The sequence below is a fragment of the Afifella sp. IM 167 genome (genome assembly GCF_020144925.1).
Taxonomy (GTDB): Bacteria; Pseudomonadota; Alphaproteobacteria; order Rhizobiales; family Afifellaceae; genus Afifella.
In genome coordinates this window covers 480320-504620 of record NZ_NSLC01000001.1, presented here as the reverse complement: position 1 = coordinate 504620, position 24301 = coordinate 480320, and the positions used below count along the sequence as shown (strand labels likewise).

The window sequence follows — 24301 nt, the reverse complement described above, 5'->3', positions numbered from 1 at the left end:
CGATGAGCGGCAATGAAAGGATCGGCTTCATCGGCATCGGCAATATGGGGGTGCCGATGTCGGCCAACCTTGCCCGGGCCGGGTTCGAGGTGACGCTCTTCGATGTGGATGCGGCGCGGGCAAAGGCGCATGCCGAAGAGATCGGCGGCAAGGCCGCCGCCACGCTGGCGGAACTCGGCAAGGCGGTCGACGTCGTCATCACCATGCTGCCGACCGGACAGATCGTGCGCTCCGTCATGCTGGAGATGGAGGGCGGCCTCGCCAGCCATCTCGGGCAGGGCGCGCTCCTCATCGACATGAGCTCTTCCGATCCGATCGGCACGCGCGAACTCGGCGAAGCCCTCAAGGAGAAAGGCATCGCCTTCGTCGACGCGCCGGTCTCCGGCGCCGTGCCGCGGGCGATCGCCGCCACGCTCGCCATCATGGTGGGCTCCGACGATCCGACCGCCACCGAGCGGGCAAAGCCCGTCCTGTCGCCGATGGGCCAGAAGATCTTCGAGACCGGGCCGCTCGGCTCCGGCCACGCCATGAAGGCGCTGAACAACTACGTTGCCGGGGCGGGCTTCGTCGCCTCCTGCGAAGCGCTGATCGTCGGCGAGAAATTCGGGCTCGATCCGAATGTCATGGTGGAGATCATGAACGTCTCCACGGGGCGCAACTTCCACACCGAAAATACGCTGAAGAAAGAGGTCGTGGCCGGCCATTTCGGCTCCGGCTTCGCGCTCGCGCTGCTCGCCAAGGACGTGAAGATCGCCGCCGACCTCGCCAGTGGCCTGTCGCTCGACGTGCCGCTCGCCCAGCTCACCAGCCGGCACTGGCTCGAAGCACGCGACGCGATCGGCGGGGAGAACGACCACACCAAGGCCTATACCGTGTGGAAAGAGCAGGCCGGCGCCGGAAAGAGCCGGGCCGGCGGGGAGGGCGAACGATGACGGATCTTGCCCGCCATATCGTGACCTCCGCCACGCCCGAGGAGGTCTGGGCTCTGATCGGCGATTATTTCGCCATGGAGAGCTGGCATCCGGGCGTCGCCGCCTGCGAGCGGGAAGCCGACGGAAAGACCCGCCGACTTACCCTGCCGGACGGGGCGAGCATCCGCGAGGAGCGGACCGACGACGGCATCCTGCCGCACGCCTATGCCTATTCGATCGTGGAAAGCCCCCTGCCTCTCAAGCGCCATGCCGCCACCCTTGCCGTCACGCCGCAGGGCAAGGGCGCGCGGGTCGACTGGCAGTGCGAGTTTGCCGCCGAGGCCGGCGCCGAGGAGGTGGTGGCGGGGATCCTTGCCGGCGTCTTCGAGGCGGGCCTTGCCGAGATCGAGGCAAGGCTCGCGGGAGCCGGCGACAGCAAGGTCTAGCTCTAGGGAAGCTTCTCGCCCTCCGGCGGCCAGTAGACGTTGCCGGAATGGGTGACGGCGCCGCGGTTGGCGGGGCGCACGACAGCGGCGTATTTTTCCAGAAGCCCGCCATGCGTCGGGCGGAAGGCGTAGGGCGCCTCGGCGCGCCGCCGCGCCATCTCCGCCTCGTCGACTTCCAGCGTCAGCGTGCCGATGCCGGGGCTCGCATCGACGGCGATCATGTCGCCGTCGCGCACATAGGCGATCGGCCCGTCATCGGCCGCTTCCGGGCAGAGATAGCCGATCGACATGCCGCGTGTGGCGCCGGAGAAGCGGCCGTCGGTGACGAGCACGACCTTCTCGCCCATGCCCTGGCCGTAGAGGAGGGCCGTGATGCCGAGCATTTCGCGCATGCCGGGTCCGCCCTTCGGTCCCTCGCCGCGCACGACGATGACGTCGCCAGGCTCGCAGGCGCGCGCCTGCACCGCCTTCTGGCAGGCCTCCTCGCCGTCGAAGACGCGGGCCGGGCCGCGATGGGTGAGGCGCTTCAGGCCCGCAACCTTCAGCACCGCGCCGCCGGGGCAGAGATTGCCTTTCAGAACGATGAGGCCGCCATCCGGCGAGATCGGTGCGGTATGGGCGCGGACGATCTCTCCGTCCGCCGCGGGGGCGCCGTCGAGCTCCTCGGCGAGCGTGCAGCCGGTGAAGGTGAGCGCCTCGCCATGGAGGTGGCCGCCGGCCAGGAGCTCGGCGAGGATGACGGAAGTGCCGCCGATGGCGTGGAGATCGCGGGCGAGGAAGCGCCCGCCCGGCTGCAGATCGGCGATCAGGGGCGTGCGTGCGAAAACCTTCGCCACATCGTCCATGGAAAAATCGATGCCGGCCTCGTGGGCAACGGCCGGGATATGGAGAACGGCATTTGTGGAGCCGCCGGTGGCGGCGACGACGGCGCAGGCGTTTTCCAGCGCCTGGCGGGTGACGACGTCGCGCGGCAGCGGCCAGTCCTTCTCCACCGCTTCCATCAGCGCCTTGCCGGTGCGGCGGGCGAGCGGCGCGCGCTCGGAAAAGACGGCCGGGATCATCGCCGAGCCGATCGGGGCGAGGCCGAGCGTTTCGGAAACCATGCCCATCGTGTTCGCCGTGAACTGGCCGGGGCAGGAGCCGGCCGTCGGCAGGCAGGCATGGGAGAGGGAAGAGAGCTCATCCATGCCGACGGTGCCGGCGATGACGCCGCCGATCGCCTCGTAGGTGTCGATGACGTTGACGTCGCGGCCGTCGAGCCGGCCGGGCATCGTCGCCCCGCCATGCATGACGACGGAGGGCACGTTGCATCGGACCATGCCCATCATCAGGCCCGGCACGTTCTTGTCGCAGCCGCCAATGCCGAAAATGCCGTCGAACTGGTGGCCGCGCACCGTCGCCTCGACGCTGTCGGCGATGAGTTCGCGCGAGATCAGCGAGAAGCGCATGCCGGAATGGGCCATGGAGAGCCCGTCGGAAACGGAGACGACCGGGCATTCATGGCCGATGCCGCCGCCGGCATAGATGCCCGTCTTGGCGTGTGCGGCCTGGGCGGCAAGGTTGAGATTGCAGGGGCTCATCTCGCCGCCGGTATGGATGACGGCAAGGTGCGGGCGCTCGATCTCCTCGTCGTCCTGGCCGATGCCGTAGAGAAACGAGCGCGTGGTGGCGCGGATCAGCCCTTCGTAGATGGTGGGGGAGCGGCGCGGCGAACGGCGCTCCCTCGGCGGCGTCCTGGCCGGCTTGTGCTGCACGTCTTCCTCCCGGTCCTGGCTCAGTCGGCTTCCAGATGCAGCCCGCAATCGAGCCGCAGGATCTCCCCGGTGACAAGCGGCGCGCCGCCCAGCAGCCATTCTATGGTCTCGGCGACATCGTCCGGCTTGCCGATCCTGGCGAGCGGCGTCTTTTCGATCTGCACCTTCCGGCGGTCCTCGAAGCGCTGCGGCGCGAGGCGCTGAAGGAAGCCGTCCTCGACGAGGGCCGGGCAAATGGCGTTGACCCGCACCTCGGGGCCGAGCACGCGGGCGAGCGAGTAGGTCAGCGTGTTGAGGGCTCCCTTGGAGGCCGCATAGGCGATCGAGGATCCGCCGCCCGTGAAGGCCGCGTAGGACGCGATATTGACGATGGCGCCGTTGCCCGAGGCCTTCAGATGCGGGGCGGCGGCGCGCGCCATGAGGAAGGGGCCGACCGTGTTGACGGCGTAGATGGCCTGGAAATCGTCGGGGGAGAGATCGTCGAGATCAGCGAGCGGCACGATCTTGGAGATCCCCGCGGCATTGACGAGGCCCGCGAGGCCGCCGAAGCGCGCGACAGCGGCCTCGACCATGGCGGTGCAGCTCTCCTGCCTGGTCACGTCGAGGTGCTGATAGAAGAGGCCGGCCCCCGCTTTTTCCGCAGCCTCCGCCACTTCGGCGATCATTTCGTGCTCGGCGGTGTCGAAATAGCCGGCGGCCACGTTCCAGCCGGCACGGACCAGGCGGAGCGCTGTGGCCGCGCCGATGCCGGAGCCGGCGCCTGTGACAATCGCTGCCCTCGGCATCGTCTCACCTCCCTCGCCCGGCGGGGCGTTCGATGTTATCCCGGCGCCCGTGTCCCGGCGTGCGGCCGGGCGCTTTGCTGGCCGCCTTTCGCCTTGCCAGGGCGGAGGGGCCGGCGTTTACTTAACATGTTATAGATCGGACGTGCTAGAGTACCGGCCAAAACCAGAGACAGGAAGGCGGGAGGATCCATGACGGTGATGAGCGGCGGCGAAGCCATCGTCCGCCAACTGGAAAAGCACGAGATCGACACGGTCTTCGGCCTTCCCGGGGTCCAGACTTACGGCCTCTTCGATGCGCTGGCGCGCTCCAACAGCATCCGCACCGTGGGCGCGCGCCACGAACAGGCTTGCGGCTACATGGCCTTCGGCTATGCCCGTTCGACGGGCCGGCCGGCGGTCTTTTCGGTGGTGCCGGGGCCGGGGATGCTGAACGCCGGCGCGGCGCTCCTGACGGCGCTCGGCGGCAACGAGCCGGTTCTGTGCCTCACCGGCCAGGTTCCGACCCAGTTCCTCGACCGCGGCTACGGGCACCTGCACGAAATGCCCGACCAGCTCGCCACGATGCGCTCCATCACCAAGTTCGCCGACCGCATCGACACGCCCGCCATGGCGCCCTACCGGGTCGCCCGTGCCTTCCAGGAGATGACATCCGGACGCAGCGGGCCGGCGGCGCTCGAAATGCCGTGGGACCAGTTCACCGCAAGGGGAGAGGTCGAGCTCTTCGAGCCGCTGCCGTGTCTGCCCGATCCGCCCGTCGACGAGGCGCAGATCGCGGCCGCGGCGAAGCTGATCGGCGAGGCGAAGGCGCCGATGATCTTCGTCGGCTCGGGTGCGATCGAGGCCGCGGAAGAAGCAAAAGCGCTCGCCGAGAGGCTCGAGGCGCCGGTGCTCGGCTTTCGCTCAGGTCGCGGCATCGTTTCCGAAGCCGAGCCGCTCGGCTTCAACATCGCCCATGCCTACGAGCTGTGGGCGGAGACCGATCTCGTCATCGGCATCGGCACGCGACTGGAGGTGCCGGGCTGGCGCTGGTCGTGGCGTCCCGAGGGTCTCAAGGTCATCCGCATCGATATCGATATCGCCGAACTGCGCCGCTCGCGCCGCGACGCCGACATCCATGCAAGGTCACGCCCGGGGGCTGCCGCGCTTCTGGCCGAGGTGGAGCGTCTCGGCCTTTCCCGCAGCGGGCGTGGGGAGAAGATCGCCGCGGCCAAGGCGAAGGCGGAAGGCGAGATCACCGAGATCCGCCCGCATGCGCAGTATCTTGCCGTGCTGCGCGAGGTGATGCCGGAGGACGGCATCGTCACCGACGAGCTCTGCCAGGCGGGCTTTGCGTCCTGGTACGCCTATCCGGTCTACCGGCCGCGGAGCTTCGTCTCCTCCGGCTACCAGGGCACGCTCGGCTCCGGCTTTCCGACGGCCCTCGGCTGCAAGGTCGCACATCCCGACAAGCCGGTCGTGGCGATCACCGGCGATGGCGGCTTCATGTTCGCCGTGCAGGAGCTTTCGACCGCGGCGCAATACGGGATCGGCGTCGTCACGCTGGTCTTCAACAACTCCGCTTTCGGCAATGTGCGGCGCGACCAGGAGACCCTGTTTGAGGGGCGGGTGCTGGCTTCGGAGCTGAAGAATCCGGACTTCCTGAAGCTCGCCGACGCCTTCGGCGTCGACGGGGCACGGGTGACGAGCCCGGCCGAGCTGAAGCCGGTGCTGGAGCGGATGCTCGCTTCCGGCAGGCCGGGTCTCATCGAGATTCCGCTGGAGCTGCGGGAAGAATCGGTCCCCTGGCGGTTCATTCACCGGCAGGCGCCCGGCAAGTAGGGAGCGGCGGGGGCTGGAGACCGCCGGCTCAGGCGCTGGCGGCGGCCCTGCGCCTGGCCTGCGCGAAGGCGCGCAGGTCGAACTGGGGGTCGTCGATCTCCGCCTCGGTGACCTCGACCCCGAGCTTCATCAGCGCGCGCACGGCCATGTGGTCGGCGGGGCGGTTCACCGATTCCACGGCAATCAGCTTGCCCTTGCGGAAGACGAAGATGGAGAAATCCTCGCCCTCCCTGTCGCCCCGGATGACCGTCCGGTCGGCGCCGAAGGGCAGGCCGACCATCTGCAGCTTCAGATCCGACTGGTCGCTCCAGAACCACGGCACGTCGGCGTAGACGACCGGCTTGCCCATCACACGGGCGGCGACGCAGCGCGCCTGATCGACGGCGTTCTGCACCGATTCCAGGCGGATGGCGGCGCCGGCGTGCACGTTCGGATGGTTGGCGCAGTCGCCGATCGCCGAGATCGCCGGATCGGAGGTGCGCAGGTATTCGTCGACGACGATGCCGTCCTTCACCTCGAGCCCCGCCGCCTCGGCGAGCTCGCTGTTGACGAGGACGCCGATGCCGAAGAGCACGATGTCGGCCGCGATCGTGCGGCCGCTGGTCAGCTCGACGCCGGTGACGTGGTCGTTCTCGCCGATGAGGCGGGCAACCTCGGTGCTCGTCAGCACCTCCACGCCGCGCTGGCGGTGGGCGTTCTCGAAGAAGGCCGAAAGGCTCGAGGTCACGGCGCGGGCCATGACGCGCGGGGCGAGCTCGATCACCGTCACCTTCTTGCCGAGCTTGGCGGCGCCGCCGGCAAGCTCCAGGCCGATGAAGCCGCCGCCGATGACGACGATGTTCTTCGCGTCGCCCATGCGCTGCTTGAGGCGGTTGGAATCGGCGAGGGAGCGCACGCCGAAGACGCCGTCGAGCTCGCTGCCGGGCACCGGCAGGGGCCGATTGCGCACGCCGAGCGCCAGGGTCAGGTGGTCGTAGGTGAGGCGGCGACCCGATCGCAGCTCGATTTCCTTTGCGGCCCGGTCGATCGCCGTTACCGGCTCGCCGAGAAGAAGCTCGATGTCGCGGTCGTCGTAGAACTTGACGCCGCGCAGGAGGAGGCCCTCGGCGGTGACGGCGCCGGTCAGGTAACCCTTGGAAAGCGGCGGACGCTGATAGGGAAGGTCCGGTTCCTCGCCGACGAGGACGATGCGCCCGTCGAAGCCTTGCTCGCGCAGCGAGGCGGCGAGCTGAACGCCAGCATGCCCGGTGCCGATGATGATGTGGGTCTCGTCTGACATGGCGCCCTTTCCTATTGCCGGCCGATGCCTTGCGCAACAAGCGAGACGAGGGCTCTTCGACACAGGCGGAGATCCGTTCGGAACCGGCAGCGAAAAGGCCCCTGTCGGGGCCTTTCTGTCGGGGCTTGCCGGGAAGCGGCTCTAGACGTTGAAGAAGACGGTTTCCTTCTCGCCCTGCATGTGGATGTCGAAGCGGTAGAGGCCGTGAGTGTCCGGATCGGGCTCGGCGAGAAGCGTCGCGCGGCGCTCTTCCGGCACGCTTTGAAGGACCGGATCGGCGGCGTTCCTCTCCGCCTCGTCGGCGAAATAGATGCGCGTATAGGCGTGCGTGAGGAGGCCGCGCATGAAGACGATGACGGTGATATGGGGCGCCTCGCCCTCGCCGACGGATCCCGGCTTCACCGTCTCGAAGTGGAAGCGGTTTTCGGGATCGACGCCCGTGCCCTGCCGGCCGAAGCCCTTGAAGCCGGTGTTGGAGCCGCGGGCCCCTTCCGAGCTATCGGCGGGATGGGCGTAGCGGCCTTCGCCGTCAGCCTGCCAGATCTCCACCATGGCGTCCGGGACCGGCTTGCCCTCGCCGTCGAAGATGCGCCCGACGATGCGGATATGCGTGCCGGGCACGGTATCGTCGGCGACCTTGCCGGAGGCGATCTGGGTGAAGGGGTAGCGGTACTGCTCGGCGGTCAGGCCGTAGGCGAAATAGGGGCCGACGGTCTGCGACGGGGTCTGCTTTAGAAGCTCGCTCATCGTGTGTCCCTCAGCTGCGGTTCTCGAAGGGCGTCTCGCCGCGGCCGCGCAGCACGATGTCGAAAACGTAGCCGAGGGCGAAATCCGGTTCCGTCACGCCGAGCTCGAAGCGGGAGATGAGCCGCTCGCGGGCATTTTCCGGCGTGCCCTGGTAGATCGGATCGAAATCGAGGAGCGGATCGCCCGGAAAATACATCTGCGTGACGAGGCGCGAGGCGATCGTCGGGCCCAGCAGCGAAAAATGGATGTGCAGCGGACGCCAGGCGTTCGGGTGGTTGCCCCAGGGATAGGCGCCGGGCTTGATCGTATAGAAGCGGTAGCGGCCCTCTTCGTCGGTGACGCAGCGGCCCGCGCCGAGAAAGTTCGGATCGAGCGGCGCATCGTGCTGGTCGACGAGATGGACATAGCGGCCGGCGGCATTGGCCTGCCAGACCTCGACCAGCGTATTGCGCAGCGGTCTGCCTTCCTCGTCGAGAAGGCGGCCGGTGACGACAATGCGCTCGCCGAGCGGCTCGCCATTGCGGCGCGCGTTTTTCGTGAGGTCCGCATCGAGCGGGCCGACCGCCTCGTGGCCGTAGACCGGGCCGGTCGTTTCCGAGAGGCGATGGCGGATCGGGATGAGCGGGCGCGTCGGCGCGCGCAGCGGCGTCGAGCGATATTCCGGGTAGAGGTAGGGCGGGTGGCTCTGCCAGTCGCGGGTGGTGGCTTGATCGGTCATCGGCATCACCTTCGAGTTGTTCAAATCCTATCCTCGGTGGCGGAGGCGGAATGTGCGGCGTCCTGCCGCATACGCCTTTCCGCAACGCCGAGATGGGCGTGCAGCGCATCGGCATCGGCGAGGAGATCGGCGCTCATCGCCCGGTGCACGATGGCGCCGCGCGCCATGATCAACGCCTCGTGCGTGAAGGGAAGGATCTTTCGCGCCTTCTGCTCCACGATGATCGCCGAAAGGCCTTCCTCGGCGATGATCCGGCGCAAGGCGGCCAGCAGTTCGTCGACGATCACCGGCGCCAGCCCCTCCAGCGGTTCGTCGAGGAGGATGAGCTTCGGATTGAGGGCGAGGGCGCGGCCGACCGCCAGCATCTGCTGCTCGCCGCCGGAGAGTTGGCTGCCGAGGTTGCGGCGCCGCTCCTTGAGGCGCGGGAAGAGCGCGTAGATGCGCTTCACGTCCCACGGGCCTGGGCGGGCGATGGCGGTGAGGTTTTCCTCCACCGTCAGCGAGACGAAGATGTTGCGCTCCTGCGGCACCCAGCCGATGCCGGCGGCAGCACGTGCCTCGGGCGATTTGCCGGTAATGTCCTCGCTGGCCAGACGGATCGTCCCGGCCTTCATGGTGGTGAGGCCGACGAGGGTGTTGATCAGGGTCGTCTTGCCGACGCCGTTGCGGCCGAGCAGGGCGAGCGAGCCGCCCTCGATGAGGGAGAATTCGACGCCGGAGAGGACGACGGCGTTGCCGTAGCCGGCGGAAAGATCGGAGACAGAGAGAAGCTCACTCATCGCCGCCCTCGCCGAGATAGACCTCTCGCACCCGCCTGTCGGCCTCGATCTCGGCCGGCGTGCCGGCGGCGAAGATCGCCCCGTTGACCATCACCGTGATCCTTTCGGCGAAGGAAAAGACGAGGTCCATGTCGTGCTCGATCAGAAGGATCGTCACCTCTTCGGGGAGGGCCGCGACGATCTTGAGGATGTCGGCCCGCTCCTCCTCCGGAACGCCCGCCGCAGGCTCGTCGAGCAGCAGCACCTCCGGATGGCCGGCGAGGGAGAGGGCGATCTCCAGGAGCCGCTGGCGGCCATAGGGCAGGCGCGAGGTGGGTTCGTCCATGAACTCGGCAAGGCCGAAACGGTCGAGAAGCTCGGCCGCGCGGGCGAGCGCCGGCTCGTCGGCGGCGATGGAGGAGAACCAGGCCGCGCCCGTACCCCGCGCCTCGGCGGCGGCGAGCGCCAGCGCCTGCAGCGGCGTCATTTCGGGAAAAAGCTGGTTGATCTGGAAGGTGCGCGAGAGGCCGCGCTTCACCCGCCGGTCGGGGGCGAGGCGGGTGACGTCCTCGCCGGCAAGGCGGATCTGCCCGCCGCTCGGGCGGAGCGCGCCCGTCAGGAGGTTGATGAAGGTCGTCTTGCCGGCGCCGTTCGGGCCGATCAGGGCATGGCGTGCCCCGCGCTCCAGGGAAAAGCTCACATGGTCGGTTGCCGTCAGGCCGCCGAAGCGGCGCGACAGATCGATCGTTTCGAGCACCGGCGTCATGGCGCGTCCTCCCCGCCGGCGGCGGGCGCCTTTGCGGCGCGCCTTGCCGGGCGGCCGGGCAGGAAGGCGGCGAGCCGGCCGAGCCCGCCGGTCATGCGCTCGCGGCCGACGAGGACGATGGCAACGAGCAGAAGGCCGATCCAGAACTGCCAGTATTGCGGCGTCATGCCGGAAAGCCAGTCCTGCATGAGCTTGAAGATCACCGCGCCGAAAATGCCCCCATAGAGATAGCCGGTGCCGCCGATGACGAGGACGAGGAGAACCTCGGCGGAGCGGTGGAAATCGAGAACGTCGAGGGAGACGAATTGCGTCGTCTGGGCAAGCAGCACGCCCGCAAGGCCCGCTAGGCCGGCCGAGACCGTATAGATGGCGACGAGGCGCCGGTTGGTGTCGATGCCGAGGAAGGCGGCGCGGCGGCGATTGCCCTTCACCGCCTTCAGCGATCTGCCGAAAGGCGAATGCACGAGGCGCCGGGCAAAGAGGAAGGCGGCGAAAAGCACCGTCAGCGAATAGAACCAGGCGGTCTGGCCGGTGAGATCGAAGGAAAAGAGGCCGGCTATCGGATCGACCGTCATGCCGTAGAGGCCGTCCGTGCCGCCGGTGAGGCCGGAAAAGCGGTTGGCGAGCTCCAGCAGAATGAGCTGCAGGCCGAGGGTGATCATCAGGCGGGTAAGGTCGGAGCCGCGCAGGATGAAGAAGCTCGTGGCGAAACCGAGCAAGGCAGCGGCCGCGCCGCCGGCCGCAAGGCCGAGGAGCGGCGCCCCGAAGCCGTTGGCGGCGAGGATGCCGGCCGTATAGGCGCCGGCCCCGAAGAAGGCGGCATGGCCGAGCGAGACGATGCCGGCAAAGCCCAAAATGAGATCGAGCGAGACCGCGAAGAGGGCGAGGATGGCGATCTCGTTGAGGAGGAAGGCTTTGGAGGGAAACAGGAAGATCAGAAGGGGCAGGGGAAGCCAGACGAGGTATTCGAAGGGCTTCAGCGCGGCGGAGCGCATGAGACTGGCGCGCGCCGCTTCCAGCGTCGAGGGCTTTGCCTCTCCGCTCATCTGGCCGCCGAGCGGGCAAAAAGGCCTTCCGGCCGCACGATCAGGATCGCCACCATCAGCGTGTAGATGACGAAGGCCCCGAAATCGGGGAGGTAGTATTTGCCGGCAACGTCCGCGACGCCGAGGATGATGGAGGCGATGAAGGGGCCGGTGATCGTCGTCGTTCCGCCGACGGCGACGACGATCAGGAAGTAGATCATGAACTTCAGCGGAAAGGTCGGATCGAGGCCGAGGATCTCCGCGCCCAGCGCGCCGCCGAGGCCGGCAAGGCCGGAGCCGACGGCGAAGGTGACGGCGAAGATGGCGCTGACGCGGATTCCGAGCCCGCGCGCCACGGACGGGTCGTCGACGGCGGCCCTCAGCTGGCTGCCGAAGCGCGTTCTGGAGGAGACCAGTTGCAGCGCCAGCGTGAGCAGCCCGCAGATGACGATGATGAAGAGGCGGTAGACGCCGACGCTCACGCCGAAGAATTCGAAGCGGCCGCGGAGCGAGGCGGGAAGCTGGATGATCTGCTGCTGCGAGCCGGCGACGAAATCGATCGCCGCCACCGCCATGAAGACGAGGCCGATGGAAAACAGCACCTGATCGAGGTGGTTGCGGTCGTAGAGATGGACGTAGAGCGTCCGCTCCAGCACCGCGCCGGCAAGCGCCGTGACGAGGAAGGCGGCCGGCAGGCAGAGGTAGAAAGAGACGCCGTAGCGGTTCATCAGCACGACGGTCAGATAGCCCCCGGCCATGGCGAAGGCGCCATGGGCAAGGTTGATGAAGTTCATCAGCCCGAGGGTGACGGCGAGCCCGCAGGCCAGGATGAAGAGAAGCATCCCGTAGGCGAAGCCGTCGAAAAGGATTGTGAGCACGGGGCCTGCCTCGTCAGGGAGCGCCGGGCGGCCCGGCGCTCCTCTTCCGGTCAGCCTTCCTTGGCCGGATCCTTGACGGCCTCGAACGTCTCCTGCTCGACGTTGTAGAGTTCGCCGTCGACGCTCTTCACTTCGCGGATGTACATGTTCTGGACGATGTCGCGGGTCTTCGGATCGATGGAGATCGGGCCGCGCGGGCTTGTCCAGGCGAGGCCCTTGATCGCCTCCATCACCTTCTCGCCGTCCGTGTCGCCCCCGGTCTTCTCCAGCGCCTGATAGATGAGCGCCATGCCGTCGTAGCCGGCAACGCCCATGAAGTTCGGCCGCATGCCGTCATTGGCCGCCTTGAAGGCCTTCACGAAGGCGTCGTTTTCGGGCGAATCGTGGGCGACGGAATAGTGGTGCGCGGTGACGGTGCCGAGTGCCGCCTCGCCCATGTCGTTGAGGATGTCGTCGTCGACGACGTCGCCGGTGCCGATCAGCCTAATGCCCGCCTCGCCGAGGCCGCGGTCGCGGAACTGCTTCATGAAGGCGGCGCCGGCGCCCGACGGCACAAAGACGAAGACGGCGTCGGGGGAGGCGTCCTTCACGCGCTGCAGAAACGGCGCGAAGTCCGGATTGCGCAAGGGGACCTGGATCTCCTCGACGATCTCGCCGCCGTTTTCGGTGAAGGCGGAGGCGAACCATTTCTGCGCGTCGGCGCCCGGCGCGTAGTCCGAGACGAGGGTGACGACCTTCTTGATGCCGTTCTCAGCCGCCCATTCGCCGATGATCACCGATGCCTGGGGCAGGGTGAAGGAGGTGCGTGCGATGAAGGGTGACTTCTCGGTGATGGAGGAGGTCGCCGCGGCCATGACGATGGTCGGCACCTTGGCCTGGGTGGAGATCGGGGCCGTGGCGAAGGCGAGCGGGGTGAGGCCGAAGCCGGCCAGGAAGCTCACCTTGTCGTTCACCACCATTTCCTGCGCGGTGCGCTTGGTCTGGTCGGGTGTGCCAGCGTCGTCCTTGAGGAGAAGCTCGATCTTCCGGCCGGCAACGGTATCGCCGTGCTTGGACATGTAGAGCCGGGCTCCGGCCTCCACCTGACGGCCCGTCGAGGCGAAGGGCCCCGTCATCGGCAGGATGAGGCCGATCTTGACGCTCTCCTGGGCGGCCGCGGGCGCGGAGAGCCCGAGGCCGGCGGCAAGGGCGATGGCGCCCACGGTGAGAAATCGCCTTCTGTCCATCATGATGCTGTCCCTCCCAAGCTGTTCTTGCTGGTGTCGCGGCTCTGGCGGCCACTTGCTGCCGGGAACGGCCTTGCCGGCCGGCGCTCGGCGGCGTGCACGCACGGCACGCCGTATCGGTCCCTTCTTCCTAGAGGCCCATCTCTTCTTAGGGTCCCATCAAGGCGGACGCAAAACCCGAAGATCCGGCCTTGCGCCCGGCTATCGTCAATAGCCCCAGACGTCGTGGGCGACTTCCACGCAGCGGTGGAGCTTCTTCCACTGGTCGTCCTCGGTGATGTCGTTGCCGTGGGCCGTCGAGGAGAAGCCGCACTGATGGCTGAGGGCGCACTGTTCCAGCGGGACATATTGCGCCGCCTCGTCGATCCGCTTCTTGACGGCATCCGCCGGTTCGACCTCCGCCTTCTTGGAGCTCATCAGGCCGAGCACGACGGTCTTGCCGGCCGGCATGAAGCGCAGCGGGGCAAAATCGCCGGAACGCTCGTCGTCGTATTCGAGGAAGAAGCCGTCGATATTCATCTCGTTGAAGAGGATTTCGGCGACCGGCTCATAGCCGCCCTGCGCCACCCAGGCGCTCTTGAAGTTTCCGCGGCACAAATGCACGGAGATCACCATGTCGTCCGGCCGACCTTCGATGGCGTCGTTGACGAGCCGGCAATAGAGGCGGGTGAGATCGTCCGGATCGTCGCCGCGCGACCTGGTGGTCTCGCGAATGGTCGGGTCGCAGAGATAGGCGAGGTTGGTGTCGTCCATCTGCAGGTATCGGCAGCCGCGGGCGGCGAGATCCTGCACCTCGGCGCGGTAGGCGGCTGTCAGGTCCCGGTAGAACGCTTCGAGGTCCGGATAGATCTCCTCGCTGATGGTTTTCCGGCCTCCGCGGAAATGCAGCATGGAGGGGGCGGGAATGCAGACCTTGGCGGTGTGCTCGGCGACCGACTGCAGGTATTCGAAATCCTCGCCCTGGATCGGCCGGGCATGGGAGATCTTGCCGTCCACATGGATGACGGGCGGCCGGAAGCCGACCTCGCTGCCGTCATCCTTGCGGAATTTCGCGGAGAAATCGCCGTAGGTGACGGAGACGCCGGAGAGCTTTTCCAGGAAATCGACATGGAAGAAGGTGCGGCGGAACTCGCCGTCGGTGATGCCCCTGAGGCCCACTTCCTCCTGCTTGCGCACGACCTCGAGGATGCACTCGTCCTCGACTTCTCGAAGCGCCTCATCGGAGAGCTCGCCGGCGGCGTGCTTCTTGCGCGCCTCCACCAGACGCTGCGGCCTCAAAAAGCTCCCGACGTGATCGGCCTTGAACGGTGGCTTCGACGCCATTTCGCTTCCCCCTCTGTTTTTTAACCTTGCCGGATTTGTAGCGCGAGCCGGCGGGGGTGCAAGGGAGATGAGCGTCCGGTGCGGGCAGAGCGGGCCGGGGGCCGCCTTGCGCTTGAGGCGCAAGTTTCGGGCGGAGCGGCCTATTCGGCGGGGGTCTTGGTCTCGTCCTTCAGAGAGCGGATCTCGTCCAGCGCCTTGAAGAAGCGCGCCTCGGCGGCGCCGAGCTTGCCGGCGCGGCGCTGGCCGGCCGGAGGATCGCCGGCATCCGCGCCGTCGCTCCCGCGCAGGCGCTCTCCGTTCGCCTGGGCGCGCTCCTCACGCGGCCTGCCGGCGTCTCCGACAAAGGCCGCAAGGTCCTTGTCGTTGGCCATGCGCTTGATGTCCTCGGCAATGCGGGCGATCTCCTGAACGCCCGGCCCGTCGTCGTCAAAGCGGTCGGCGGCATAGTCCGGCCGGTGGCCGTTGGCCGTGCCGGACTCGCCAGGACGGCGTGCCTCCTGGCGGGCCGCATCGGCCGTCTCGGCGGCGCGCTCGGCCTTTTCCTCGCGCGCCTCGCCGCTCTCTTCGGCGCTGAGCAGGGAGCGCAGATATTCGATCTCGGCCTGCCGGCCGACGAGTTCGACGCGCCGGTCCTCCGCCGTCTGGCGGAGCCGCGATATCTCGTCCTGCATGGCAAGGCGGCGCTGCATCTCCGCTTCCAGCGCATGGTGGCCGGCGCGCAGGGCCGTGCCGGTCTCGGCAAGCCGCCGCTTGGCTTCCACCAGCGATTCCTGCAGCTCGGCCTGACGTTCCTTCAATTCGGCGATCTCGTCCTCGCCGGCGGCAAGGTCGGCCCTGAAGGCGGCGATTTCCTGTGCCTTGAGGTCGGCATCGAGCCGATGCGCGGTCACCCGGTCGCGCAGGGCGCCGGTTTCGCGTTCCAGACGGCTGATCTCGATGGCGCTGCGAGCGCGCATTTCATCGCGCTCGGTATCGAAATCAGCCCTTTTCGTAGCCAGGCTCGCCTTCAGACGCTGTTCGGTCACGCGCCTGATGCGCCGGGCGAGGACCGTAAAGAACGCAAGGCATACGAGTGCGCTCGCGAACGCGCCGAGGGCGAACAGCATAGCCGCTTGAATCATCACCGGCTCCGTTCGCGGCAGGATCGCGAAAATATAGGTGCGACGCCTTGTCGGCAACAGAGCATGGTCTGTCGCCCGGTTAACCGGTGAAACTATCGCAAAAATGTCACTTTGGCTTGCGGCCCGTCAGGGGCTCGCGGCCGAAGGCGATGCGATCAGAACGGATTCCAGGTCGGCTGGGTGGTGAACTTCAGATAGCCGATGTTGACGCCGAGCCGCGCCCCGACGCCGGAACGGATGGGCACGACGTAGATCATCTGGCCGCTGCCGTTGTCGTTCGCCAGAACGGTCATGCCGAGGCCGCCGATGAGATAGGCGGAGCCGTTGACGCCGGCGAAGCGGCGATAGATCGAATCCGTGGCGGGCAGATTGTAGACCAGCATCATCGTGCGGTTGCCGTCGCCGCCGATGTCCCAGCCGATCGAGGGACCCTGCCAGAAGATGTGCCGCGGCGGCGCGGTCTTGGTGTAGATCGCGCCCTCGCCGTAGCGCAGGCCGCCGAAGATGGCGCCCGAGCCTTCCTGGCCGATGACGTAGCCGTTCGGCAGCCCGTATTGCGAAACGAGCTTTTCCACCATCGTGGCGAGGCCGCCGGAGGTGGCGCCGAAGAATTCGTGTCCCGCGGCGACGACTTCGGCCGCGGTATAGGAGCCGGCATTCTGCTGCTGCGCCGATTGCGGCGCGGTGGCGACCGGCGCGGCGAGGGCCGGCGCTGCGGCGAGCGAAGCGGCAAAAATGCTGGCGGCGATGATCTGGGCAAGGCGCATGGTCACTCCTGCTGCAGCTGGACCGATCTTCCGTTGCAGCCTGAAATTGGCGCCGGAATGGTAAAGGTTGAGTAAAGGTCGCTCGAATTGGGCTGCCGAGCCCGGTCTGGCGCGGCGTCCGCCGCTAGAGCCTTGCCATGAAAGCCTCTAGGCTGAAGCGACCAACGGCGATGATTCGCCCGCGCCCCGCGTTCTCCGGAGCCCTTCCCATATGACTTCTTCCACCATCGCCCCCGTCGAGCTTGCCGCCCTGATCGCCAGCCGTGTGTGTCACGACGTGATCAGTCCCGTCGGCGCCATCAATAACGGGCTGGAGGTGCTCGACGAGGAATCCGATCCCTCCATGCGCGATTTCGCCATGGACCTCATCCGCAAGAGCGCGCGCCAGGCCTCCGCGAAGCTGCAGTTCTCGCGGCTCGCCTTCGGTGCCTCGGGCGGGGCGGGTTCGCATATCGACATGCAGGATGCCGGGCGCATCGCGACCGAACTCCTGTCGCGCGAGAAGGTGGAGCTCAAATGGAATGTCGCCTCCTCGCTTCTGCCGAAGGCGGAGGCGAAGATCCTCCTCAACCTCCTGCTGCTCGCCGCCAATACGATCGCTCGCGGCGGTGTCCTGACCGTCGAAGCGGCCGAGGAGGGGGGCGTGGTGGCCATGCGCATCGTCGCGGAAGGCGACCGGGCGCGGCTGCCGGAGCATGTGCGCGACGTTCTGACGGGCGCCAGCGTGCCGGATCCGCTCGACGCCCATTCCGTGCAGCCGCTTTACGCCGTGCTTCTGGCCGAGGAGGCGGGGCTCACCTTCTCCATCGCGGAGGAGGAGGGACGCATCGTCCTTTCCGCCGCCCCCCGCGTCTGACGCGGGAAAGCGCGCAAAAGAAAAACGGCCCCGCACCCTATAAGAGGTGCCGGGCCGTTTTTTCGTCCGGAGCAGACGAGCCTCAGGCGCTTTCGCGGAATTCCTCGTGGTCGGGCTCGCGCAGCACGTAGCCGCGGCCCCAGACCGTCTCGATGTAGTTCTCGCCCTCGGTGGCGGAAGCGAGCTTCTTGCGGAGCTTGCAGATGAAGACGTCGATGATCTTCAGTTCCGGCTCGTCCATGCCCCCATAGAGATGATTGAGGAACATCTCCTTGGTCAGCGTGGTGCCCTTCCTCAGCGAGAGCAGCTCCAGCATCTGGTATTCCTTGCCGGTCAGATGCACCCGCTGGCCGCTCACCTCGACGGTCTTGGTGTCGAGATTCACCCGCAGGTTGCCGGTCTGGATCACCGATTCCGCGTGGCCCTTGGAGCGGCGCACGACGGCGTTGATGCGCGCGACCAGCTCGTCCTTGTGGAACGGCTTGGTCATGTAATCATCGGCGCCGAAGCCGAGGCCGCGCACCTTGTCCTCGATGCCCCCGAGACCGGAGAGGATCAGGATCGGTGTTTTTACCTTGGCGACACGAAGCTGCTTCAGGACATCGTAGCCGGTCATGTCCGGCAGATTGAGATCGAGAAGAATAATGTCGTAGTCGTATAACTTGCCGAGGTCGACGCCTTCTTCACCCAGATCGGTCGTGTAGACGTTGAAGCTTTCAGACTTCAGCATCAACTCAATCGATTGCGCTGTGGCGCTGTCGTCCTCGATTAGAAGAACACGCATGCCAATCCCCCTTAGCCCCTTCTGCGTCGTCCGCCGTTACGCATTGGATGCCCTGGTCGAGCAGGTGAAACTGCGACCACATTTACGTCGGAATGGTTAACAGACTCTTTGCGCGGCCGGCAAGGGTGAAGGCTCAGCAAATTTCTGTAGGAGATTGATTCCATTCCGATTCCGTAGAGTCACCTGCGATTAGAAACGGTTCGATACCGACCCCCGGGACGTGGATGCTCCCCGGCGTCGGGCCGGTGGACAAAGGACCGATCCACCATTTCGGGTTTACCGTGCCTTAAGTCCTGCTCCCTATCATTAACGCCAGTCGTAAACGAACGGTTACCGCCGTGCGGTGGCGGGTCATGCACGCGCGCCGTGCGGCCCTCGGGGCTGGGGAGTATTGAGTATGAAGTCGCGGGATGCCGCCATTCGTCAAAAGCGTTTCGTCGTCGAGGATTGCAAGCGCCGGCTGGGCCAGATCGATACCATGATCGAGGAGTTCAGCCGGATGGCGTCCGACCTGGAACATGAGATCGCCGCAGAGAAGCGTCGTACCGGGATCGAGGACGAAAAGCACTTCGCCTATTCGACCTTTGCGCGTGCTGCCGGGCAGCGCCGCGACAACCTTCTCGTATCCGTGCGTGACCTTGAGAGTCAGCGCGAGGCGGCGAACGCCGCGCTCGAGGCGGCCGTCGCCGACCTGGAGCGCGAGGAGGGCCGTCACGGCCGCGAAACCGGCTCCGGTCCCGCCGTGGCCCCGCGTCCGGGTCGCCTGGCAAGCTGAAGGTTTCTCGGCCTAGATGGCACGGAGCCTTTCGGCGGCCAGCCTTTCGTAAATCGGCAGGGCCGCAGCTTCCACCTGCCTGAGGCGCGGTTCGCCAAGAACGGGCGCGGGCTGCGCCGGCTGGAAGCCGGTGGACCGCCATACCGCGTCGTACCAGTGCTCCGCCCAGACCCCGTCGCTCTCGCGCCGGCCCGCCGGCCAGGCGAGCATCCTTTCCGAAAACGGAATCTCCAGCGCCGCGCATAGCGCCGTCAAAATCCCTCGCGGATCAGCGAGAAGGTCATCCGCATCGACGACCGGCGGCCGCCTGCCGCAAAGCTCGCTCGCCATCTCGAAGAGTTCCGCCTGCTCGACGAAGCCGATATCGGCCAGAACCGGGTCGGCACGCTTCCTGGCATAGGAGGCGAGGACGCGCGCCGGGTGGCGGATGAGGAAGGCATGCCGGCAGGCGCCCATCCAGTCGCGGCCGATCCCTTCCACCATGTGGTGGGTCATGTGCTTCTGATAGAAGATGGGGCTGCCATCCGGCGCGGGAGCCGCGGCGCGCTCGGCGACCTTTCGCCAGTCGGTCTCGTGGGCGGCGAGGATTTCCTCGCGCATCGGATGATCGATGCCGGTGCGCTCCAGCCAGGCGGCATAGAAGGGCTCGTCCCAGACCGCGCAATCGTCGCGGTTCTCGAAGGCCCGCATCATCGCGGTGGAGATGTTGCGCGGGCCCGACCACATGGCGATGCGCACGGGCTCGTGCCCGCCGGCCCGGTCTGTCGCGATCTCGCTCATGGAGGCTGCCTTCTTCATCCGGTCGAGACCGGCTGTGCCCCGGCAGGGCTGCGGAAGGCAAGAGTTTTGGAGGCCTGACCGCGGACTTGAACCGCAGATATTTGGCGTTGCACCACCAACGGGTAGCCGTTCCCCCATCAGGCCATGTGCGAGCCTAAGCTCACGCTCGCGTGATAGAAGGGCGGGGCTAAGTTTGGGTTAACCCGCCGGCCATCTCCATCAGACGAGCGGCTTGGCGTGCGCCTTCACGCGCTCCTTGTAGAGTTCGCGCAGCCGGGGAACGATCGGCGTGAAGCCGGGGCGGACAGCGCCGATCTGCCTTCCATCCACTTCGCGCACGGGGACAAGCCCGGCGAAAGTGCCGGTCACGAATGCCTCGTCGGCACCGTAGACGTCGGTCAGCGAGAAGCGCTTTTCGCGCACGGCGATGCCGGCTTCGCGCGCCGCGTTGATGATCTCGCCGCGGGTGATGCCGCCGAGGCAGTAATCGCCCGTCGAGGTCCAGAGCTCGCCGCGCCGGACGATGAAGAAATGGGTGGAATTGCAGGTCGCGACGAAGCCGTCGGGATCGAGCATCAATCCCTCGTCGGCTCCCGCCTTGGTCGCCTGGATGCAGGCGAGGATGCAGTTGAGCTTGGAATGGGAGTTGATCTTCTGGTCCTGCTCGGCCGGGCCGGTGCGCCGCACATGCACGGTGAAGAGGGAAATGCCCTTTTCGGCGATTTCCGGCTTGGGCGCCTTGTATTCGGGGATGATGACGATGGTGGCGTCGCTGATCGTCACCCGCGGATCCTGGTAAGGCGTCGCCTTGATGCCGCGTGTCACCATCAGGCGGATATGCACGCCGTCGCGCATGCCGTTCGCCTGGAGACAGGCGGCGATGCGGGCCGTCAGCTCCTGGCGGGAGAGGCCGATATCAAGGTCGAGTGCGGCGGCGCCCTCGAAGAGCCGGTCGAGGTGGCCGTCGAGGAAGGCGATGGCGCCGTCGGAAAGCCTCAGGCCCTCCCAGACGCCGTCGCCGAGGATGAAGCCGGAATCGAACACCGAGACGACCGCTTCGGCGCGCTTCTTCAGCGCGCCGTTGACGGAAATCAGGATCTCGGCGTTGCGCGGATCGTCGGCGTATTCGTGGGTGCCGGTGCTCATGAGGTTCGCCGCAGGCTGGATTGGACATGCCGTCAGAGCGGCAGGCCGGGCCTCATGTCAAGCCGGGCGGGAAGGCGGGGCGGTATCGCCCCGGCGGCGCCTGTCGAGGCGCCGCAAGTTTCAGTGGCGATATTGCTGGATGCGCGTGGTGCGCAGGCCAGCAAGGCCGTGGGATTCGATCGACATCTGCCAGGAGAGGAATTCCTCCACCGTCAGCGTATAGCGGGAACAGGCCTCGTCGAGGCTGAGAAGACCGCCACGGACTGCGGCGACGACCTCGGCCTTGCGGCGGATGACCCAACGCTTCGTATTGGGCGGAGGCAGATCGGCGATAGTCAGCGGACTTCCGTCCGGGCCGATCACATATTTCACCCGTGGTCGAACATGCTCGGGCATGGCAGACTCTTGCACTAACTCACCAACAATCCCGCTTATAGGTTGTCCGGCTTAACAAGCGCCTAAGTGTCTGTTTCGAAAATCTTAAAGAGATCGGCAGGTTTTATGGAGAAACAACAACAGCTTGACAGCCGCTTCCGGTCGCTGCAACCAAAGGCCATGCTGGATCTGGACCTCGACCTGCCCGGCCCTCGGAGCGGTAACCGCGTACTGGTTGCCATGTCCGGCGGGGTTGATTCTTCGGTCGTGGCGGCGCTCGTCAAGGCGGCCGGCTACGATACGATCGGCGTGACGCTGCAGCTTTACGACCATGGCGCAGCCACCCACCGCTCCGGCGCCTGCTGCGCCGGCCAGGATATCCAGGATGCGCAACGTGTCGCCGCCGCGCTCGGCATTCCCCATTATGTGCTCGACTACGAGAACCGCTTCCGCGAGGCGGTGATCGAGCCCTTCGCCGAGAGCTACCTTTCCGGCGAAACGCCGATCCCGTGCATTGCGTGCAATCAGACTGTGAAGTTCGCCGACCTCCTCGGCACGGCCCGACAGCTCGGCGCCGCGGCGATGGCCACCGGACATTACGTGCGCTCGCGGGCGGCCGAGGGACGGCGGGCACTCTTCCGTCCGGCGGATGCGGAGCGCGACCAGAGCTACTTTCTTTATGCGACGACGCAGGAGCAGCTCGATTTCCTGCGCTTTCCGCTCGGCGACCTTTCCAAGGCCGAGGTGCGGGAGATCGCGGCCGAGATGGGCCTTGCCGTCGCAGACAAGGCGGACAGCCAGGACATCTGCTTCGTGCCGACCGGCCGCTACAGCGAAGTCATCGAGAAGCTGAAGCCCAACGCCGTCGAGGAGGGCGACATCGTCCATGTCGACGGGCGCGTCCTCGGCCGCCACAAGGGCGTCATGCACTACACGGTCGGCCAGCGGCGCGGGCTTGGCATCGCCGCCCCCGAGCCGCTCTTCGTCGTGCGCCTCGACGCCACCCGGTCCCGCGTCGTCGTCGGCCCGCGTGAGGCGCTGGCGACGCAGCGCTTCCATCTGCGCAGTCTCAACTGGCTGGATACGACCGCTCCCGACGAAAAGGGCAGGCGCGTCTGGGCGCGGGTGCGCTCCACGCGTCCGCCGGTCGAGGCGCAGCTCTTCATGGAAGCCGGGGAGGCTTCCGTGGTGCTCGCCGACAGCGAGATAGGCGTCGCACCCGGGCAAGCCTGTGTCCTTTATGACAGCGCCGATGGGGAGGCCCGCGTCCTCGGCGGCGGTGTCATTGCTGCCGCGAAAGAAGGCGAGCGCGCCCGCGCGGCGTGAGTACCGCAGCGTCAACTCCCTGTGTTGAGCCGGGCTCGCGGCAAAGCTTGCAATCCCTGGAACTCCGCCTGGATCGCCACGTTACCTGAGCACGCACTCAACCAAACGAACGGAAGCATTCCATGGCAGACAATTCCGCACCCGCCACCGGCGCCGCAGTCGGCGGCAAGGGCAAGACCGAGACCGAGAAGAAGGCCGACGCGCTCGGCAGCGATCTCAACCGCGAGTTCGAGACGCTGAAGGCCGACGTGGCGGAACTTTCCACCCGCATCAGCGACCTGCTGCGCACCGGCGCGCGCGAAGGCAAAGAAGTCTTCAGCGAGCGTGCCGATCATTATCGCCGCGAGGGCAAGCGACAGGCCGATGCCGCGCTGGCCGAGGCACAGGCGCTCACCGACGATTTCTCCCAGTCCATCAGCCGTAATCCCCTGACGGCGGTGCTTATCGCGGTGGGGCTGGGTTTCCTGATCGGCGCCATCTCGCGCCGCTGAGGCGCCCATGTTCCGATTGCTGTCATCGATCAGCCTCGCCTACGGGGTCGCCAATCTGCGCCGCCGCATCCGCATGCTCGTCATGCAGGCGGTGCTGGCGGCCATCGCCCTCGTCATCCTTCTCTTCGCTATCGGCTACGGGCTGGCGGCGCTCCACATCTTCCTGTCGGGTCTTTGGACGCCGCTCATCTCCGCCGGTGCGATCGCGGGGGCCTTGCTCGTCATCGGGCTCATCGTGCTCATCCTGGCGCTCAGGCCGCGGCGGGAGCAGTCGCGCGCGGTGGAAAAGCCGATGCGGGAAGTTTCGGCCGGGGCCGAGCATGCCTATCGCCGGGTGCAGCGCTCGCTGACGGAGAGCGGCTCGCCGCTCGCCAATCCGGTGGTGCAGGCGGCCGGCGTCGCGCTCATCATCGGCGTGCTTCTTGGAAGGCGCCGGTAGGAGCGAGCGGGCTCGCTCTGCCTCAGCGCCCCATTTCGGGCACAGGCGTGAGGGGCCCCTTGCCGGAGAAGAAGGCTTTCAGATTGTCGACCACCAGGTCGCCCATGGCACGCCGCGTTTCCACCGTGGCGCTGCCCTGGTGCGGCTGGAGGACGACATTGTCCATCTTCCTCAGGCTTTCCGGCACATGCGGCTCGTCCTCGAAGACGTCGAGGGCGGCGTATCCGAGGCTGCCGTCCTGAAGGCAGGCGATGAGGGCCTTCTCGTCGACGACGGGGCCGCGCGCAATATTGACGAGAGCGCCATCCGGCCCGATCGCCTCGATCACCTCGCGGGAGATGAGGTGGTGCGTCTCCGCCCCGCCCGGCGTGACGACGATGAGGGCGTAGCAATCGCGCGCCATCTCGGCGAGATCGGCATAGTACCGGTTGGGCTGGTCGGTCTGCTCGTGCCTGCCGTGGTAGACGGCCTCGCAGCCGAAGGCGTTCAGCTTTTCCGCGATCGTCTTGCCGATCCGGCCGAAGCCGACGATGCCGATCTTGCGTCCGGCGATGCCGTGCGTCAGCGGCGGGTTGCCCTCCTTTTCCCAGAGCCCATCGCGCACATAGCGGTCGTATTCCACGAAGCGGCGCGCGGCGGAGAGAAGAAGCAGGATCGCCGTGTTCGCGACCTCGTCGTTGAGCACGTCCGGGGTGTGGGTGACGGTGATGTTGCGCGAGAGGGCATGGCCGACATCGACGGTGTCGTAGCCGACGCCGAGATGGGAGATGATCTCAAGGTTCGGCAGGGCATCGATCAGCTCCCGGTCGCAGGCCGAAAAGGCGGTCGAGGCAAGTCCGCGGATCTTCGGCGCGAGCTCCTTCATCCGTTCCGCCCGGTCCTCGGCGCCGTGAAGGTTGTGGAGGGTGAAGGCCTCCTCCAACGCGGCAAGGACGTGGGGCATATGCGGGTTCACGACGAGAATATCGGGCTTCATGACGCCTCTTGATGGATTGCAGGACGGTGGG

Annotated in this window: 26 protein-coding genes; 8 read left to right on the top strand and 18 right to left on the bottom strand. The window is 66.9% G+C overall.

Translation table 11 applies throughout. The features are described 5' to 3' along the window. Positions 1-2 precede the first annotated feature (2 nt). Positions 3-932: an NAD(P)-dependent oxidoreductase gene (locus CLD20_RS02460; RefSeq protein ID WP_224405001.1), complete on the top strand. Its 930-nt coding sequence runs from the start codon at positions 3-5 to the stop codon at positions 930-932. Further along, complete coding sequence (locus tag CLD20_RS02455) at positions 929-1357, top strand: SRPBCC family protein (protein ID WP_224405000.1); 429 nt, start codon at positions 929-931, stop codon at positions 1355-1357. The genes CLD20_RS02460 and CLD20_RS02455 overlap by 4 nt, the downstream gene beginning before the upstream one ends. A 2-nt stretch (positions 1358-1359) precedes the next feature. Here CLD20_RS02455 and CLD20_RS02450 read toward each other — a convergent pair whose 3' ends face one another. Together CLD20_RS02450 and CLD20_RS02445 are read right to left on the bottom strand one after the other, a co-directional pair. Further along, positions 1360-3111 (bottom strand): dihydroxy-acid dehydratase, encoded by a 1752-nt coding sequence (locus CLD20_RS02450; protein WP_370636768.1) that lies wholly within the window; start codon positions 3109-3111, stop codon positions 1360-1362. 20 nt (positions 3112-3131) lie between these two features. Next, the gene (locus CLD20_RS02445; RefSeq protein WP_224404999.1) at positions 3132-3896 is read right to left on the bottom strand and encodes an SDR family NAD(P)-dependent oxidoreductase; all 765 of its coding nucleotides are present in this window, start codon (positions 3894-3896) and stop codon (positions 3132-3134) included. 189 nt (positions 3897-4085) lie between these two features. Here CLD20_RS02445 and CLD20_RS02440 point away from each other — a divergent pair, with 189 nt between their 5' ends. After that, on the top strand, positions 4086-5714 hold the full coding sequence (locus CLD20_RS02440; protein ID WP_224404998.1) for a thiamine pyrophosphate-dependent enzyme: 1629 nt from the start codon (positions 4086-4088) through the stop codon (positions 5712-5714). Between the two features lie 28 nt (positions 5715-5742). On the opposite strand, the gene CLD20_RS02435 is transcribed toward CLD20_RS02440, so the two are convergent. The 11 genes from CLD20_RS02435 to CLD20_RS02385 all read right to left on the bottom strand — a co-directional run bounded on the left by CLD20_RS02435 (position 5743) and on the right by CLD20_RS02385 (position 16322). Then, positions 5743-6993: an NAD(P)/FAD-dependent oxidoreductase gene (locus tag CLD20_RS02435; protein ID WP_224404997.1), complete on the bottom strand. Its 1251-nt coding sequence runs from the start codon at positions 6991-6993 to the stop codon at positions 5743-5745. 141 nt (positions 6994-7134) lie between these two features. Then, positions 7135-7740 (bottom strand): protocatechuate 3,4-dioxygenase subunit alpha, encoded by a 606-nt coding sequence (pcaG, locus tag CLD20_RS02430; protein WP_224404996.1) that lies wholly within the window; start codon positions 7738-7740, stop codon positions 7135-7137. Between the two features lie 10 nt (positions 7741-7750). Then, positions 7751-8458 (bottom strand): protocatechuate 3,4-dioxygenase subunit beta, encoded by a 708-nt coding sequence (pcaH, locus tag CLD20_RS02425; protein WP_224404995.1) that lies wholly within the window; start codon positions 8456-8458, stop codon positions 7751-7753. A gap of 20 nt (positions 8459-8478) precedes the next feature. Then, complete coding sequence (locus tag CLD20_RS02420; RefSeq protein ID WP_224404994.1) at positions 8479-9237, bottom strand: ABC transporter ATP-binding protein; 759 nt, start codon at positions 9235-9237, stop codon at positions 8479-8481. After that, complete coding sequence (locus CLD20_RS02415) at positions 9230-9982, bottom strand: ABC transporter ATP-binding protein (protein WP_224404993.1); 753 nt, start codon at positions 9980-9982, stop codon at positions 9230-9232. Before CLD20_RS02415 ends, CLD20_RS02420 begins: the two co-directional genes overlap by 8 nt. Continuing rightward, entirely contained in the window at positions 9979-11028 is a 1050-nt protein-coding gene (locus CLD20_RS02410; RefSeq protein ID WP_224404992.1) for a branched-chain amino acid ABC transporter permease, read from the bottom strand. Before CLD20_RS02410 ends, CLD20_RS02415 begins: the two co-directional genes overlap by 4 nt. Then, positions 11025-11885, bottom strand: coding sequence for a branched-chain amino acid ABC transporter permease (locus CLD20_RS02405; protein ID WP_224404991.1), 861 nt, complete (start codon positions 11883-11885; stop codon positions 11025-11027). Before CLD20_RS02405 ends, CLD20_RS02410 begins: the two co-directional genes overlap by 4 nt. A 50-nt stretch (positions 11886-11935) precedes the next feature. Beyond that, positions 11936-13114 carry an ABC transporter substrate-binding protein gene (locus CLD20_RS02400; RefSeq protein ID WP_224404990.1) on the bottom strand — a complete coding sequence of 393 codons (1179 nt, stop codon included), beginning with the start codon at positions 13112-13114 and terminating at the stop codon, positions 11936-11938. Between the two features lie 204 nt (positions 13115-13318). Then, positions 13319-14434 carry a 5-methyltetrahydropteroyltriglutamate--homocysteine S-methyltransferase gene (locus tag CLD20_RS02395; RefSeq protein WP_224404989.1) on the bottom strand — a complete coding sequence of 372 codons (1116 nt, stop codon included), beginning with the start codon at positions 14432-14434 and terminating at the stop codon, positions 13319-13321. Positions 14435-14574: 140 nt separating this feature from the next. Next, the gene (locus CLD20_RS02390; protein WP_224404988.1) at positions 14575-15555 is read right to left on the bottom strand and encodes a hypothetical protein; all 981 of its coding nucleotides are present in this window, start codon (positions 15553-15555) and stop codon (positions 14575-14577) included. A 155-nt stretch (positions 15556-15710) separates the two neighbouring features. Next, positions 15711-16322: a DUF1134 domain-containing protein gene (locus CLD20_RS02385; protein ID WP_224404987.1), complete on the bottom strand. Its 612-nt coding sequence runs from the start codon at positions 16320-16322 to the stop codon at positions 15711-15713. Positions 16323-16533: 211 nt separating this feature from the next. Between CLD20_RS02385 and chpT the strand changes: the two genes are divergently transcribed. Continuing rightward, entirely contained in the window at positions 16534-17178 is a 645-nt protein-coding gene (gene chpT, locus CLD20_RS02380) for a histidine phosphotransferase ChpT (protein ID WP_224404986.1), read from the top strand. Positions 17179-17260: 82 nt separating this feature from the next. Here chpT and ctrA read toward each other — a convergent pair whose 3' ends face one another. Further along, a complete protein-coding gene (gene ctrA / locus CLD20_RS02375) occupies positions 17261-17962 on the bottom strand; it encodes a response regulator transcription factor CtrA (RefSeq protein WP_224404985.1) in 702 nt (233 codons plus the stop codon). 397 nt (positions 17963-18359) lie between these two features. Here ctrA and CLD20_RS02370 point away from each other — a divergent pair, with 397 nt between their 5' ends. Continuing rightward, positions 18360-18737, top strand: a complete 378-nt coding sequence (locus CLD20_RS02370; RefSeq protein ID WP_224404984.1) for a flagellar export protein FliJ — start codon at positions 18360-18362, stop codon at positions 18735-18737. A 12-nt stretch (positions 18738-18749) separates the two neighbouring features. On the opposite strand, the gene CLD20_RS02365 is transcribed toward CLD20_RS02370, so the two are convergent. The 3 genes from CLD20_RS02365 to CLD20_RS02355 form a co-directional block, all read right to left on the bottom strand. After that, on the bottom strand, positions 18750-19517 hold the full coding sequence (locus CLD20_RS02365; RefSeq protein ID WP_224404983.1) for a sulfotransferase: 768 nt from the start codon (positions 19515-19517) through the stop codon (positions 18750-18752). A 219-nt stretch (positions 19518-19736) separates the two neighbouring features. Next, positions 19737-20663: an aminotransferase class IV gene (locus CLD20_RS02360; RefSeq protein WP_224404982.1), complete on the bottom strand. Its 927-nt coding sequence runs from the start codon at positions 20661-20663 to the stop codon at positions 19737-19739. 120 nt (positions 20664-20783) lie between these two features. Further along, on the bottom strand, positions 20784-21059 hold the full coding sequence (locus CLD20_RS02355; RefSeq protein ID WP_224404981.1) for a DUF1153 domain-containing protein: 276 nt from the start codon (positions 21057-21059) through the stop codon (positions 20784-20786). Positions 21060-21218: 159 nt separating this feature from the next. Between CLD20_RS02355 and mnmA the strand changes: the two genes are divergently transcribed. The 3 genes from mnmA to CLD20_RS02340 all read left to right on the top strand — a co-directional run bounded on the left by mnmA (position 21219) and on the right by CLD20_RS02340 (position 23294). Next, the gene (gene mnmA / locus CLD20_RS02350) at positions 21219-22364 is read left to right on the top strand and encodes a tRNA 2-thiouridine(34) synthase MnmA (protein ID WP_224404980.1); all 1146 of its coding nucleotides are present in this window, start codon (positions 21219-21221) and stop codon (positions 22362-22364) included. 122 nt (positions 22365-22486) lie between these two features. Further along, positions 22487-22855 (top strand): DUF883 C-terminal domain-containing protein, encoded by a 369-nt coding sequence (locus tag CLD20_RS02345; RefSeq protein ID WP_224404979.1) that lies wholly within the window; start codon positions 22487-22489, stop codon positions 22853-22855. 7 nt (positions 22856-22862) lie between these two features. Beyond that, a complete protein-coding gene (locus CLD20_RS02340) occupies positions 22863-23294 on the top strand; it encodes a phage holin family protein (RefSeq protein ID WP_224404978.1) in 432 nt (143 codons plus the stop codon). 22 nt (positions 23295-23316) lie between these two features. Here CLD20_RS02340 and CLD20_RS02335 read toward each other — a convergent pair whose 3' ends face one another. Beyond that, positions 23317-24270, bottom strand: coding sequence for a 2-hydroxyacid dehydrogenase (locus CLD20_RS02335; RefSeq protein ID WP_224404977.1), 954 nt, complete (start codon positions 24268-24270; stop codon positions 23317-23319). Between the last annotated feature and the right edge of the window lie 31 nt (positions 24271-24301).